General features: G+C 60.5%; 13 protein-coding genes. 3 read left to right on the top strand and 10 right to left on the bottom strand.

The window, feature by feature from the left end:
* The coding region (locus tag ACLE20_RS15050; protein ID WP_410941129.1) for a manganese catalase family protein at positions 1-685 on the top strand (685 nt) is incomplete at its 5' end.
* A gap of 451 nt (positions 686-1,136) precedes the next feature.
* On the opposite strand, the gene ACLE20_RS15045 is transcribed toward ACLE20_RS15050, so the two are convergent.
* Positions 1,137-1,406, bottom strand: coding sequence for a hypothetical protein (locus tag ACLE20_RS15045; protein ID WP_410941128.1), 270 nt, complete (start codon positions 1,404-1,406; stop codon positions 1,137-1,139).
* A 689-nt stretch (positions 1,407-2,095) separates the two neighbouring features.
* On the opposite strand from ACLE20_RS15045, the gene ACLE20_RS15040 reads away from it, so the two are divergent.
* Entirely contained in the window at positions 2,096-2,386 is a 291-nt protein-coding gene (locus ACLE20_RS15040) for a hypothetical protein (RefSeq protein ID WP_410941127.1), read from the top strand.
* A 159-nt stretch (positions 2,387-2,545) separates the two neighbouring features.
* Here ACLE20_RS15040 and ACLE20_RS15035 read toward each other — a convergent pair whose 3' ends face one another.
* From ACLE20_RS15035 to ACLE20_RS14995, 9 genes are all read right to left on the bottom strand, one after another.
* Positions 2,546-4,963, bottom strand: a complete 2,418-nt coding sequence (locus ACLE20_RS15035) for a hypothetical protein (protein WP_410941126.1) — start codon at positions 4,961-4,963, stop codon at positions 2,546-2,548.
* A 61-nt stretch (positions 4,964-5,024) separates the two neighbouring features.
* Positions 5,025-5,288 (bottom strand): hypothetical protein, encoded by a 264-nt coding sequence (locus tag ACLE20_RS15030; protein WP_410941125.1) that lies wholly within the window; start codon positions 5,286-5,288, stop codon positions 5,025-5,027.
* Positions 5,289-5,441: 153 nt separating this feature from the next.
* On the bottom strand, positions 5,442-6,002 hold the full coding sequence (locus tag ACLE20_RS15025; RefSeq protein WP_410941124.1) for a hypothetical protein: 561 nt from the start codon (positions 6,000-6,002) through the stop codon (positions 5,442-5,444).
* 689 nt (positions 6,003-6,691) lie between these two features.
* Positions 6,692-7,699, bottom strand: a complete 1,008-nt coding sequence (locus tag ACLE20_RS15020) for a hypothetical protein (protein ID WP_410941123.1) — start codon at positions 7,697-7,699, stop codon at positions 6,692-6,694.
* A gap of 268 nt (positions 7,700-7,967) precedes the next feature.
* Positions 7,968-8,156, bottom strand: a complete 189-nt coding sequence (locus tag ACLE20_RS15015) for a hypothetical protein (protein ID WP_410941122.1) — start codon at positions 8,154-8,156, stop codon at positions 7,968-7,970.
* Positions 8,153-8,350, bottom strand: a complete 198-nt coding sequence (locus ACLE20_RS15010) for a helix-turn-helix transcriptional regulator (protein WP_410941121.1) — start codon at positions 8,348-8,350, stop codon at positions 8,153-8,155. The genes ACLE20_RS15015 and ACLE20_RS15010 overlap by 4 nt, the downstream gene beginning before the upstream one ends.
* 255 nt (positions 8,351-8,605) lie before the next feature.
* Positions 8,606-10,108 carry a tyrosine-type recombinase/integrase gene (locus ACLE20_RS15005; protein WP_410941120.1) on the bottom strand — a complete coding sequence of 501 codons (1,503 nt, stop codon included), beginning with the start codon at positions 10,106-10,108 and terminating at the stop codon, positions 8,606-8,608.
* Between the two features lie 408 nt (positions 10,109-10,516).
* Positions 10,517-11,647, bottom strand: coding sequence for a vWA domain-containing protein (locus tag ACLE20_RS15000; protein WP_410941119.1), 1,131 nt, complete (start codon positions 11,645-11,647; stop codon positions 10,517-10,519).
* A 211-nt stretch (positions 11,648-11,858) separates the two neighbouring features.
* Positions 11,859-13,532, bottom strand: a complete 1,674-nt coding sequence (locus ACLE20_RS14995; protein ID WP_410941118.1) for a methyl-accepting chemotaxis protein — start codon at positions 13,530-13,532, stop codon at positions 11,859-11,861.
* 280 nt (positions 13,533-13,812) lie between these two features.
* Here ACLE20_RS14995 and ACLE20_RS14990 point away from each other — a divergent pair, with 280 nt between their 5' ends.
* Positions 13,813-14,034 carry a hypothetical protein gene (locus tag ACLE20_RS14990; RefSeq protein WP_410941117.1) on the top strand — a complete coding sequence of 74 codons (222 nt, stop codon included), beginning with the start codon at positions 13,813-13,815 and terminating at the stop codon, positions 14,032-14,034.
* Positions 14,035-14,140: the final 106 nt, after the last annotated feature.

Raw genomic sequence — 14,140 nt, 5'->3', positions numbered from 1 at the left:
ACGCGGCAATCCGAAGTTCCGCGACATGTTGCTCAACACGGCAACGGAGGAATTCGGCCATATCGAGATGCTGGCGACGGCCGTCGCGCTCAATCTCGAAGGCGCCCCGCTTAGCGTCAAGGAGGATATCAGCGCCGACGCGGTCGGCGGCTCAGTGCTGAACGGCATCAACATGAAGAACCTGCTGTCCAGCGGGCTTTCCGCAATGCCGGTCGACTCCGATGGCGTGCCCTTCGACATGGCGCATATCTATGCAAGCGGCAATATCGCCGCCGACATGACCGCAAATATCGCGGCGGAATCGACCGGCCGCGTGCTGGCGGTGCGGCTCTACAACATGACCAGCGATCCGGGGATGAAGGAGATGCTCTCCTTCCTGATCGCCCGCGACACCATGCACCAGAACCAGTGGATGGCCGCTCTGGAGGAGCTCGGCGGGGCCACGGGCGCCTTCCCGATCCCCAACAGCTTCCCGCAGGACCAGGAACAGCAGGAGTTCAGCTATGCCTGGCTCGGCTTCATGGCCGATGGCAGCGTGCCGGCGCCGGGCCGCTGGTCAGACGGCAGATCGATCGACGGCAAGGGAGTTTTCCAGCCGCAGCAGGCAACGCCGCTCGGCCAGAAGCCGGTTCTTGGCCCCGCCAAACCCAATAGCGGGGCGCAGATCGAACAAATCACCCGGTAATTTTGAACGCCGCTTGTGCATGACCATCGAGCCCGCACGTTCAGGCCACGACTTTAAGTTCGAAGCCTGAGCGCGCGTGCATGAGGCAGCCTATCAACGATTTCGCCGCGTTGCTAATACTTAGGGTCGTTCAACGCTCGACCTATGAGGTTCCAGCCGTTTTTGCCATCCACAAGGTGGATGCAGGTTCGGAAACTCGGGATCATTCACCCTCTCGACTAGATACATTGGGCGGTCCTTACCTTCGGTGTACTGCGCGACCCAGACCCGCCTGGCGCAGTCAAGTAGGGCTTCGACCTTTCCAGGATCGAAAATGCTCGCCATGAGAAGGGCCTCGACTAGGCTACTCTCGTTGACTGGAGACGGTTACGAAGCTGATCGAGAGAAAGTTTCAGTCAAGTGGCGTTTCGCGCAAAGTCACAATGACACCACTGGAAGCCGGACTGCATGACTAAATCGCTAGAATGTTGCACGCTCCGGTCCGCTGCGTTCCGATGATCTTCCAGTTATCTGCGGTGCCGCGGCTGTCTATCGGTTCGGCCTGGATCAGCAGCTGGCAGTGCGCCGTGCGCGTGATCGCTGGCGTGACCTGGGTCGCCGGGATCGTGATCATGACGGGATCAGTCCGGAAGACGAACATGCGTCCACCTTGGACCGGATACGCGTCGGCCGGCAGCGTCCCAGTCTGCGCCGTGAACTGCGCGATCGTCGAGCCGTCCAAAGCCTCCAGCCTGGCGTACAGGCTCTCGTCGATCTCAGCTTGATGCTCTTCGATGGTTGGCAGCCGGCGAGCGCGAGCAGCGCAGCGGCGATGCGTAGCAGAGTGCGGGGCATGCTCTCAGTACTTCAAGAAAAGATGTCCTGGTCGGCGCCGGCGTAATCAACCGGTGGCGCCTTCGGCTCTCCGGCGCGCGCCGGCTGGCAAATGGCTGTGCCTAGGCCAGCATCAGCTTACGGCGCTTCTCCAGCACGTCACCGCGGCGATAGGCTCGCTCTGTCGCATCGCCGACGACATGGCGGACACGATCTCCGCAGCCTCGGCGGCCGGGCGGCTGCGGCGGAGCACTTCATTCACGTGCGCTACGAAGTCTCCGTGCCTGACGTTGTCGACCAGTTCGAGCGGATCCGCGGCAATGACCGCGTGCGCCTGGCCTCGCTGATGGATCATGCGCCTGGCCAGCGCCAACTCGTCAGCCTCGAGGCCTCCGCATCTACTACTAGGGCAAGAAGAAGCTTTCGGATGCCGCTTTCGAGACTTTCAGCCAGCGGCGCATCGCCGACTCGCAGGCCTATTCAGACCGCAACCGCAAGACACTTGCCGCGCACTGCCATGCCGCCGGCATCGCCATCGCCTCTCACGACGACGCGACGCCGGAACATGTCGCGGAGGGACTGACGCTCGGCATTGCTTTGGCCGAATTCCCGACAACGCGCGAAGCCGCCGCTCTGTCTCGGGAAAGCGGGCTTCAGGTGCTGATGGGCGCGCTGGACATCTTCTCCTCCGACTATGTCCCCTTCAGCCTCCTCCAGGCCGTTTTCCTGCTGTCGGAGCAGGAACTGACCGACCTTCCCGCCGCCGTGCGGCTGGTACCGCCAATCCGGCCGACGCAGCGGGCCTGCACGACCGCGGCCGCAACGACGTCGGCCGCCGCGCCGACCTCATCCGCATCCGAACCACCCCCCGCCAACCGCCTTTGGTGACATCGGTCTGGCGGGAGGGGATGCGGGTCGCCTAGCACATCGCACCAGGCTTGAGACCCAATTGATCCGCCATGTGGCCAATGCTGCGATGTAGCCTGTTGCGGCGGAATTTATCATGAGCGTCTCCTATCGCGTGGACGATAGGGGACCGCTTGACCTTCAAGGAAGTTTCGGCGACCTCTTTGGCAAACTGTCTCCGGGCGCCCACCAGAACGACTGGCCGAATTCCTTCTTCATCCGCCGCTCATAGCGGGCGAAGGTCCGCCGATAATTCGGGTCGACCATGGCCTGCACATTGTCGAACAGCAGGCGGTCCGTCGCGATCTTGGCGAACCACAGCGACGAGCCCGGCGTCCACGCCTTGACGTGCTGCGCCAGCATCTTGCCGGTCATCTCCTTGTTGCCGGCCACAGACTGCATGAAATCGCCAGCTCCTGAGAAAACAGCACCGGGTCCAGGGCCCAGAGCATATTCTGTTAGGCCATCACCGCCGCGCGATACGCCTGCTGTAAGGATGTCTGCGAGCATACCTGCACCACCGCCGCGCAAGAAAGCTTGTGTCCAAAACTGTTGTGTCCCCATGTCTTGGGGGTCTCGACCGGCGATAAGAGACTGCATTTGAGATGCCACGCCACCGGCGATGGTCATGAGGCTGACGAGCTTAAGACCCGCCATGCTTTTTCCCCAAGCTCCGTCTTGGATGGCCGACCGCATCATATGGGTCATCATGAACGTCATCGGAAAGCTCTTGAACTGCATCGCCGAGCGCATCAGCTCGCCGGTGACTGTGCCACTCTGGAGTCCAGCGGCCATCGCGCCGCGCACCCGGGCATCAGGCTCAAGAATGGCGAAGCGCCGCTCGTCGAGAATGGCGTTCATCAGCCTGTCCGCCAGAAGCTGGTCCTCGACTCCGTTGATGTCGAAGAATTTGGCGCCGTCTGCTTCGATCGGCGGCGTCGCGCGCAGCTTGTCCCACTGCTCGGCCGTGAAGCCATAGCGGCGGAGGAAGCCATTGAAGGCCGGATCGAGCTTGTCGAAAGGCACGTCGGCTTGGCGTGCGATAAAGCCGTTGAACTCCATGCCCCAGGCTCGCTTAAGACCCTCGGTCCAGACGTTGATGCCGGTGACGCGCATCGTGGTGTCGGCGATGCGACCTGTGAGCCCCTGCCCCACCACCTCATCGGCGAAACGCTTCGAGCCGATGGCATGATCCATGATTGACGCCGCCGTAAGGTTGATCTGCCGGGCGATTGCCTCGGCGCCCTCCCGGTTCGTTGTCAGATCCTTGACCAGCCGGCCGAGCACCGCGGTCGCCGGGATGCCGTTGACGTTGGCCGCCAGCGCCGCAGTGAAGCTGTCGCCCGGGAGCGCGGCAATGGTGGCCGAGCCGAGCCGGGCTGCGGTCTGGATGTTGCGCATGCCGCCGCCGATGCCAGCGATCAGCTCGCTTTGCGCCATGCCGAGCTTGCCCGTCGCCGCGTCAAAGGTCCGCTGCACCGCCGCCGGGGTGTTCAGCGACACGATGCTGGCGATCTTCTGCCCTACTGTCCTCTCCCGGGAAGCGTCACCCCGGCGCGCGGCATCAAGCAGCTTCTTAAAATTATGCTGATAATTCGGCCCCAGGATCTCGACAGAGGCAATCTCCCGGCCCATGCCGCCGAAGTGCCCCATCATCGTGTTGTAGAGCCCGCCGTCGCCCATCCCGTATTTCTTCATCAGCCGGATGTATGCGTCGGGCGACTGGAAGCGGAACACGCGCAACTGGTTCGTGAAGCCGGCCGCGCCGCCGTTACCGGTCCGACCGAGGGTGATGTCATTATAGGCGTTCGCGATGATGCCGCCCACCGCGGCCCGGGGCGCGTCGCCCTGCCCTTCCGCATCGATGACGCGTAGATTGCCGGCCTCATATTCGGTCATCAGGTCGTTCGTGAACTCTGCCTGGGAGAACTTGCGCAGCCGGCTGGTGTCCCAGCTTTGCGGCAACCGCCAGTCTTCGAGCACAGAGACCGGCTTGCCCGCGCGCTTCACTCGCTCGACCGCATAGGCCGTGGTGTCAGACCAACCCTTCGCCGCCGCCTTCGCCGCCTGGTCGCCGGTGTCCTTACCGAACAGCTCTCGCACCACATTCCAAATGGATTCGGTGTCCTGGCTCAGGCCGGCGAGCCGCGAGGCATAGGGCTCCATCGCCCCGTTCATCATGCCGAGCAGCCGCTTCGTGACGTTCTCGCTATGGCCGTCGATGTGGATCGCGTTGCCCATGGCCTCGCCGGCCTCAAGGTTGTCGCGCACGATCATGCTCTGAAGTCCGGCCGTCAGCCCGCTCGGGTGCTGCTGCATCCGGTTCAGCGCGGTCGTGTAGGCGATCGCCTGCTTCGCCGCCATGAGCTTCCGCCGCTCCGCCGCCTCCTTCATGACGCGGGCCGCCTCAAGCGCGCCGGCAGCCTCAGACGACATCGGGCCCATGGTCGGATACAGGCGGCGCTGCATGCCCTCGTACAGCGCTAGCGCGTCGTCAGCCGCTTTCTGAGAGATCCGTTTGGACTGCACCAGGCGAGAAAGGCAATTCGCAATGCTCATTTATCTGATCCTTTTCTCGACACGCAGTAACTTTCACCAATAGCGGCGTATTCGGGTTGTCTTAGGAATGTTTGGAGGTGGAAAAACTGTGTCCATCTGCCTGAGGGGTACCAGAGCGCTCCGTAGTCTCTGCGGCACAACGGCCTTGTGCGCGAATGAGCAAAGCCACGTTTTCTTCGATCTTGCTGGCAATAGCGATGTCCTCATCAGCTTCGTCCAACACCTCTTGCAGCGGGCGACGGCCGAGCCCGTCGCCGAGGTCAACGAGTACGGAACCGAGGTCCCAAGAAAAGATAGCTGGCAGTAGCTTGAGGGTGTCAGCCACGCGATGTCTCCTGATAGTGAAAATTTTTCTCATGGCGATGTCTGAAGGTGCGGCACTTGCGCTTGAGGGTGGACTGCGCGCGCGCGCGCGGAATTTTGCCCCCACCCCCGGGCGAGCAGGCGCAGGCAGGAAAGAGGGGGGTGCGGGGGCTGCTTACGCGTCCTCATAGCCTGCCTGCTGGGCTGCTTGCGGTAAGCCCCCCTCATGCTCGATCGGCTCCCTTCTCTCTCGTCGGAGATCGATTACGTAGCCGGGCGTCACTTGCGTCATCGTGTTCAATTGAACGTTTACCTGCGGCGCCCCCGGCGGATCGAATGCTAAAGCGGTCGCGGCCTTCAGGCGCGCGGTCGCCCCTGCAGCGTTGCCCTTCAAAGCAGGGTCGTCCCTTATCTCAGCGATCGTTCGAATGCTTGCAGCTCTCTCGCCGTTTCGGAGCGCGACCATCTGCTGCTGGTAATAGCTATCGACTGCAGGCTTGAGCATCGCCGCACGCAGAGCTCTGGAGGTGATGCCAACAGAAGCCGCTGCATCCCCAAGGCGGATGACAGCGGTTCGGTCGGTCTCGTCACCAAAGACGAGCCGATCGATGGCTTGCCGCACACGAGGAGTGAGGCCGGATCCGCGACCGATCATTTTGTCGCGGCCTGGCTTAGCGGCCTCGCGGCGACGGGCAGCAGTCAACGCTTTCGGTGATGTACTATGGTTTGCTGCCACGCGGCTCGCCCTTTTCTGCGATTTCAGCGAGTTTGGATCGCCACTTTGATTGCAAGTTCCGATTTAGAAACGCAAAAACGTCGCCCGATCTCAGCCTATGTTGCCCACTCACATACTTTTCGACGATCCCCGCTGCTGACATCTATGATTTATCCCACGAAATCAATATTATAACAAGTCGTTCTGGAGGGATCGCCTCATCATTGCGGATGATGTGGTCGCGCCTGACAGAATTCCTTCACTGAGCCGCCTCGAATATTTCGTGTGAACTCTCGTTAGCTGTAAACACCACACTCTCAGTCATGTGAGCTCCCCAACGGAGCCCCTATTTTGATTGAAACCGGAAGCTTCCGAGATGATGTTGCCGTGTTGCCCTGTCTTTCAGGCCCTGTCGTCTGGTGCGGTTGAAACCACCCTCTTTCGGTATGTCGCCAGATCGATCACCTTCTCCTGAGCGGAGGCGGTTGTTGGCGCCATCTTAGCCGCTTCCTGCTCGAGACGAGCATAGACCGCTTGGACTATGTCGGGAGGAAAGCAGTCTTCGAACCTGGTCATTTCTTTCTCCATCGCTGAAATTTGCTGACGTGAAACGTCGGGTGTCGAACCGCGTCGACTAGCCTGTCCGGCAATGAGGACTAGCCGCGCGGCGATGAGCGCATGATAGTATCGGGGAAAGAGCTTGATCCCTCCTAGAACAATCCTTGATCGATTCTTGAGAGTTTCTTAATACCGGAATCTCTCCCGTCCTCGATACCGGAAGCTAAATTATCGAATCCGGCCGCGACCTGCATCCACTCCGCCGACTGTTCAAACCAAGCTCGCGTCTGCTTAACGTGCGGCTTGTAGAGGAGACGGGCGATTCCGATCAGTTGAACGTTTGAGGCGATTGCCTCAACAGGAACGATGATTGTGTCTTGTTGGTGAGAGGTCCAGGAGGGAGCCATTCTTATGCCCGCGGCGACGGCAGCTCGGGTAATGCATTGCTCGCCGGGCTCGCCACGATTTTTCATCGGCAGGGGATGAATAACTTCTCCAGTCCTACTGTCGCTGTCGACGAGATGCTCCACGAAGTCGACGAGGCCAGCTCGCTGTATAACCTCAAACGCTGTAAAGAACTCGGGGACGACAAACGCCGCATCCCGAAAAACTTCGATCGTGGGCTTACCATCAGGACGCAGTTTTGGCGAAAATCGCCACAGGTTATGAGCTCCACACTCTGCGACGGCCTCGCGGACGAATGGCATCCGAATGCCAATGTACGGCCGCCATTCGCAACCACCATTCCCGGCGAGATCATGGAAGAAGTAGAGATCGACGAAAAGCCTGAGCGCATCCACGTTCTGCGCCTTCCGAAGCAGCTTGACCGGCGGCCGCTCTCCGTTGATGCCCTCGATTATTGACGTAGGGAGCCAGATGAGTTGGGGCTCGTCACCTAGCAGGAGCTTGTAGCGTCGAAGCTTCCCCCGGGCCTCAACCGTAAGAAAGCCGGCTCCCAAGAGCTGTGATATAGCCTCCTTGGCTCGCACGTGATGCATCCCGGAGTATTTCTCAACTGAGGTAGCTGACCATGCTGACGTGCGATGATCTCTACCAGTACCGGACGCAATTATGAGGTACGAAACCGCCTCATTAATCCCGAGGCGACAGACCGACTGCCATGCTTGGCGATCAACTGCGAAAAACCGTGCGTCGCTCATCGTGTCGTCCTTCCGCAGGTGACACACTGAAACCGGCTATGCGCTCGCGCGATCGGGATCCGCACCTTTCCGCTATGCCCGCATTCGCAGGTGATGATTTTCGTGATTATGGTGGATGGCGTGAGCAGCCTCTCAAGTTCTTCGCGGGAAGCAGCCTTGCGTCGCCGCGGCTTGTCAGGACCTGTAGCGATGAGGCCCCCTTCGATGGGCTCGTAGCCTCGGCCGACAATCAATCGCTGCGATCGCGATTTCTCGAAATCGCGCCTGCTCATGAGAAAACTTGCCGGCAGGTGCGATAGGTCTGAGAGAGCGCTGCCGCCTCACACGCTTCCAGCGACGTGAGGCCGAACTGCTCACGCAAGCGTGGGACGATCGGATGCGGCGGGTTCTTCTGCTCAGCAAGCCATCTCGCGGCACGCGTGACCGCTTCATTGTGTTCGTGATCGGCGCCGGTCATGCTGCGCCTCCCTGGTCACGCTCTTCAATGCGTTGTCGCAGCCACGACTCTACTTCGGATTCGAGCCACGCTCGCTTCCGGAAGCCGATTTGGATTGTTGGAGGAAATTTCCCAGCCTTCATCAACCGGGAGAGTTGCGACCGCGAAAGAGTGATGCCTCGCTCTTTCAGACCTTCAGGAGATAGCAGCTTCATCGTTTCCTCACTCTCGCCTGAAGCCCCATGTCTTCCACAACAGCGCACAGCAAAAACCGTCACCCCCGACCGAAGTCAGGATCGATGCTCTAGGTTTTTTGAACTGTGGCTCGCGTGGCTAACCAGACGTTTTGTTTGTCAGGGGGCGTGCAGCGTGCTCAGTTGAAGGAAACGACTAAGGGGCTTCTCCATTGATCGGGTTGCGTCTAATCGGTGCAAGACGTGTCATATAGTTTCGCGAGTCCCCCCGCCCCGTCAAGTCAGCTGCTTCGCATTTTGACGGGCCTCGAACGAGATTACGTTGCCAGAAGTCGGCGCAACTATCGACCGCATTGCCATCGCCCATTTGTCCAGTGCCTGGCGCCGCTCGTCGATAAAAGCATGCTGGTCGTAGACAGCATCGAGATCCTTTTGCGCGTGGGCGAGAATGAGCTCGGCAACGACACGGTTCACCCCGAGCGCCGATAGCCTCGTCCGAACCGTGCGCCTAATGTCGTGGATCACGAATGGCTGCAGCGTCACCTCTTCTGGATCGCCGCCTTCTTCCGCCACTGCTCTCCTCATCTCATTGAGCATTGTCCGATCCAGGATCGTTTTAGCTTTGGAGAAGCCGTTGACCGGCTTTGCGCCAAGGCTGGTGCTGAAGGCGAAGGCGGATCGTTCAAACTGCGGCAATTTCTGCAACACAGCGCAGGCGAGATCGCTCAGAGGGACATGGTGGTCATTGTCCATCTTCATCCGCTCTTTCGGAATGGTCCACATCTTTCGAGCGAGATCAAACTCACGGCGCGGCGCGTCCGACACCTCGCCTTTCCGAAGCCCGGTGAGAAGCAAGAGCTGGTAGATGGGGCCGTATGGATAGCCAATCTTCTCAGAGGCGGCCCACACCGCGCGGAGCTCGGCATCGCTCAGAACGCGCTTCCGCTTAGTCTTTCGCCCGATCACGCTCTTTGGCTTGATACGATCGCAAGGGGATGCCTCGATTCCGAAGCGTCCAGAATCAATTGCCCAATTGAAGAGCATCCGGACGTGAGCCAAAAGATTGTGCGCCATCGTGCGAGAGCCGCGGGCAATGGCCGCGTCGACAACGGCGAGGATGTCCTGCTTCGTGATGCCGCTGATCGGACGCGGGCCGAGGCCCGGCCGCTTCTTGCCTTTCCCGCCTGCCGCCTGCCCCGCACCCTTCTGACCGGTCTCCCATTTGTCATTTACGAACTCGACTCGGAGGTTTCTTGCGATCTCCTTGCCAACGCGCATGAGAGGATTCTTCTCGTCCGGCCCGAGTACCGCTGTCTTCAGATACTCTTCGACGACGAAGCCGAAGCTGTTGTCCTGGCGAATCCTCTCCCGGGCGCGCGTCTCCGCGATAAGTGTCTGCGGGTCGATGCCTTGGCTTAGAAGCTCGTGCCACTGCCGTGCAGTCTTGCGAGCGTCCCCGAGCGAGCCAATCGGAGCATCGCCGCCCTCTTTTGAGTTCGATCGACCGGTGACACCCCCCTCGACGTAGACGCCGATGGTCCTGCGAGTTGGATTTATCTTTCCATCGACCCTTGGCTTCCTTTTGCCAGTCGTTGAGATCGGGAATCGAGCGAGCAGAACGAAGGTCTTTCTGCCGGCCTCATTCACACGAACGCGTAAACCGGGCACGATTGCATCCGCGACTTCGTAACGGTCAGTGCCGGCCGGCGCCGGCTTCATCGCCTTGAGGGCCTTGTCGGTGAGGTTCACCCTCCCCTTCCGTTCTTTCTCGGGCAACATCGGGCAACTCCTGGGCAACAAAACACGCGCGCTATAGCGATACGTAAAGACGCACTATGAAGCATTACCGATAAGAAAGTCCAGAAAGCATGGGCTTACGCGAGCAGCATGACCCATCATGGTTTCAAATGATGCGGTCGCCCAACTCATTCGTAATGATGGGGTCACGTGTTCGAGTCACGTAAGCGGCACCATTAATTTTCAATCACAGGGTTGTTCATCGGGCGCGGCGGTTTGGGCGCCAGCGAGCGCGTCGCAGGGCGCTTCGGGGATCAAGGCTGCCTCTTGCTGCATTCTTCAACGCTGAGGGGCTGCCGTATCTCGCGTGATGGGGAAGGTCGGGACATTGTCCCGACCTTCCCCTCCTGTAGGGCTCGATCGTCCCCCACGCGCGCGGTGATGTCGATCTTACTTCGTCAGCCGGACAGCGAGCTGGGAGGCGTCGCGGCCGATGGAGGCGAAGGCGGCGATCAGGGCGTTGGCGTTTTCGGCGGGGAAGTAATGGCTGGGCGAGGTCGCGCAGCTCTGCAGCAGCGACTTGCCCTTCGCCGGCGCCATGAAGGCGACGGTATAGACGGTGACGTTCTTCGCCCGCGCATCGTTGCAGGTTTTCTTGGTGGCGGTATCGTAGCTGCTGCTGGTGTTGTCGCCGTCCGTCATGAAGACGATGAATTTCTTCGGGACGAGCCCATTTTTGATCCTGTGTGCCTCATCCTCATTGCCGTTTGTCAGCGAAGTAAAGGCGGTCTCCATTGCCTTGCTCGAATTGGTGGAGTCTTTCGCCGTCAACGCATTGACATAGTCGAGCGTCGTCTTTTCCGTCCAGGTGAAGGCGCTTGGCGTGTCCATCTGGCCATTATAGGAAACGGCAGCGGTGCGGACATAGGTGTCGTTCGGATCTGCTTTCGTCATCTGCGTCAGCAGTCCGGCGACGGCGAGCTTCAGGGACTGGATCTTGTTGACCCCCGTGATGTTGGTCTTCTCCCCCATCGAACCTGAACGATCGAGCACGAGGAACATCGAGAGCGCACTTTCCGTCGCCGTCGTGCCGACCGACTGCCCCGTGGCCGAGAGGGTCACGTCGTTCAGGCCCAGCATCTTCGACAGCGGCGTTAATCTCTGACGCGACGAGGCGCTGACGATGATCGTGTATTTCTTGCCGCTGCCGACGCCGGTCGCGCTGGTGTCGATGGTAATCTCGGCGTTCTTCGCCACATCGTCGGCGTCCTTCGCCTCTTCGACCGTCATGCCGGACCGCTTGGCGTTGGACATGGCGATGACCAGATTGTTGCGGGCCACGGCCTTCGCCTGGTCGACCGTCATCACCTCATTGGCGAGGCCGGAGGAGGCCGCCAGTGCTGCGACATCGACCGCGTCCTGCAGCTCGGTCTTGGCGAGCACAAGGCGGGTGACATCGATGCCGACGCCGGCCGCGCCGATCAGCATCGGCAGGAGCAGCGCCCCCATCATGGCGAAATTGCCGCCGCGTTCGCGGGCAAAGGCACGCACCAACCGCAGGGACGAGGTCCGGCGATCCATCTGTCACTCCATCAGCGTATTTTGTAAGTGCACGATGACTCAAAAAGAATAGGTTTCCGTTCACGAACGCTCTTAAGAAAAGCTGAATCGTGCCGCCGCGGCATCTGCGTGCTCCTTGGCGCACGAATAGGCGGCCAAAACGTCAGTTTATCAATACGAAAGCGGGCGCCGGAGCGCCCGCTTGTCACGTCCTATTCGTGATGCCCCGATGTCACGCGGCCGTACGAAGGCCCCGCTCCCGCGCGACGGCGTAGTTGAAGCGGCTCAGCAGTTCGCGCAGCGCGGCCGCTTGATTGGCGAGGTCATGCGATGCGGCGGTGCTTTCCTCGGCCATGGCCGCATTCTGCTGGGTCGCCTGGTCCATGCTGTTAACGGCGATGTTGATCTCGCGCAGGCCGCTCGCCTGTTCGCGGGCGGCAGCGGCGATGGCGGTAATGTTTCCATCAATGCGCGTTACCTCATCGGCGATCGCCTTCAGCGTCCCACCGGTCCGGTCTACCAGTTCGACGCCGGTCTTTACATGCCGTCCCGACGAGCCGATCAGGGACTTGATCTCCTTGGCCGCCTGGGCCGAGCGCTGGGCCAGTTCGCGCACCTCCTGCGCCACGACGGCAAACCCCTTGCCGGCCTCGCCGGCGCGGGCTGCCTCCACCCCGGCGTTGAGCGCCAGGAGATTGGTCTGGAACGCAATTTCGTCGATGACGCCGATGATGCTGGCAATGCCGTCCGAGGAGGTTTGAATATCGGCCATGGCGCCGACGGCGGTTGCGACCAGCTCGCCGGAACATTCGGCGCTCTCGCGCGCCTTGGCCACCAGCCCGCCTGCCTCTTCGGCGCTGCGGCTCGTATCGTTGACGGTCGTGGTGATTTGCTCGAGCGCAGCCGCCGTCTCTTCGAGCGAGGCCGCCTGCTGCTCGACGCGGCGCGAGAAATTGTCGGCATTCGCGCTGATTTCGCGCGCAGCGGAGGCGACCGCCTCGACGGCAACGCCAATGCCGGACAACGTGGTGCGCAATTGCGCGAGCGTCGTATTGAAATCGCCCCGCAGCGCCTCCATCGAGGGCACGAAGTTCTGGGTCAGCGTGCAGGTGAGGTCACCCTCAGAGACACGCTTCATGGCCGAGCCCATCTCGTTGATCGCGCTCATGCGCTCGGTCACGTCGGTGGCGAACTTCACCACCTTCGTCACCTGTCCGTCCGCGTCGAGGATCGGGTTATAGGCGGCCTGGATCCAGACCTCGCTACCATTCTTTGCGACGCGCACGAACTCGCTGGCGATGAATTCGCCCGCAGCCAGGCGCGGCCAGAAGGATTTGTATGCCGGCGACTCCACATAGTCGCGCTTGCAGAAGAGGCTGTGATGGCGCCCAACGATCTCCTCCAGCCGGTAGCCGAGGGTGGAACAGAAATTGGCATTGGCGGTGATGATCTCGCCGGCCGGAGTAAATTCGATCACGGCCTGGGAGCGGGAAATGGCATCCAGCTTGCCCGCATCCTCGATCGCCGCCCGCTTTGCCGCGGTGATGTCCGCGGCGAGCTTGATGACCTTGTAGGGCCTGGACCCGCGAAGGACGGGGTTGTAGGTGGCCTGGATCCAGACTTCGCGTCCGCCCTTGCCGACCCGTCGATAGACGCCGGCATCGAAGCGCCCGGCGGCGAGGCCCGCCCAGAAAGCCTTGTAGGCTGGCGATGCCACCGTCGCCGGATCACAAAACAGCGCATGGTGCTGTCCAAGGATTTCCTCCGCCCGATATCCCATCGCTGAGCAGAAATTGGCGTTGGCAGTGAGCACCCGTCCGGTGAGATCGAACTCGATGACGGCCTGCGAGCTGGAGAGCGCGCGGACCACATTCGCGGCGTCGCTGAATGTCGTGAAACCAACCACGATTAGTCCCCCTTCGTGTTTGGTTCAGTATCATGCGAGCCCATTAAGCAATTCTGAGATCCGGCCTCACCAATCTTAAGGATTGCTCCACACACATCCAGTAACTTAAAACAGTAAAAGGCTTAATACAATGTATTAGATATTACTTATTTTTCATCTTTTTGCCTAATATTGCGATGCGAGATTGTCTCTTGCGACGCGCGCATGCGTACGCTTTAGCACATACTAAGCAAGGCAAAAATCTTCATGTTATTGTCACCCGAGCCTATGGGGAGACGGCATGATCGATAATTATCAGTTGAGCGTTTATCGCCATGGTCGCCTGACGCGGCGACCGGTCAGTTTGAGTGCGTTGGATCTTCGGCGGGTCTTGCTCCTGGCCAATGAACGCAACGAACGCCAGATCGACACCATCTTGACCTGCGTCGATGAAGGACGATGCGAACTCTGTTCGGCCGATCAGGACATGGTATTCATCATCGAACGGATCTTTTCCTCCTAACTCTGAGGCAACCGCGGCAGACCGAGCCGGTTGGACCGAGTCAGTCGGCGGCCCCGCCTTCGTCTCTGTCTGGTGGGTGCGATTGGCCGATCGCACCCGCGAGCAG

The sequence above is a fragment of the Rhizobium sp. YIM 134829 genome (assembly GCF_046546455.1).
Note: the sequence above shows the minus strand (reverse complement) of the source record. Positions and strands in the feature narration are given on the sequence as shown.

What these genes read in the sequence shown, in the direction of transcription:
- ACLE20_RS15035 (WP_410941126.1), bottom strand. Translation starts at nt 4,963, where the DNA reads ATGAGCATTGCGAATTGCCTTTCTCGCCTGGTGCAGTCCAAACGGATC.
- ACLE20_RS15020 (WP_410941123.1), bottom strand. Translation starts at nt 7,699, where the DNA reads ATGAGCGACGCACGGTTTTTCGCAGTTGATCGCCAAGCATGGCAGTCG.
- ACLE20_RS15015 (WP_410941122.1), bottom strand. Translation starts at nt 8,156, where the DNA reads ATGACCGGCGCCGATCACGAACACAATGAAGCGGTCACGCGTGCCGCG.
- ACLE20_RS15010 (WP_410941121.1), bottom strand. Translation starts at nt 8,350, where the DNA reads ATGAAGCTGCTATCTCCTGAAGGTCTGAAAGAGCGAGGCATCACTCTT.
- ACLE20_RS15005 (WP_410941120.1), bottom strand. Translation starts at nt 10,108, where the DNA reads ATGTTGCCCGAGAAAGAACGGAAGGGGAGGGTGAACCTCACCGACAAG.
- ACLE20_RS15000 (WP_410941119.1), bottom strand. Translation starts at nt 11,647, where the DNA reads ATGGATCGCCGGACCTCGTCCCTGCGGTTGGTGCGTGCCTTTGCCCGC.
- ACLE20_RS14990 (WP_410941117.1), top strand. Translation starts at nt 13,813, where the DNA reads ATGATCGATAATTATCAGTTGAGCGTTTATCGCCATGGTCGCCTGACG.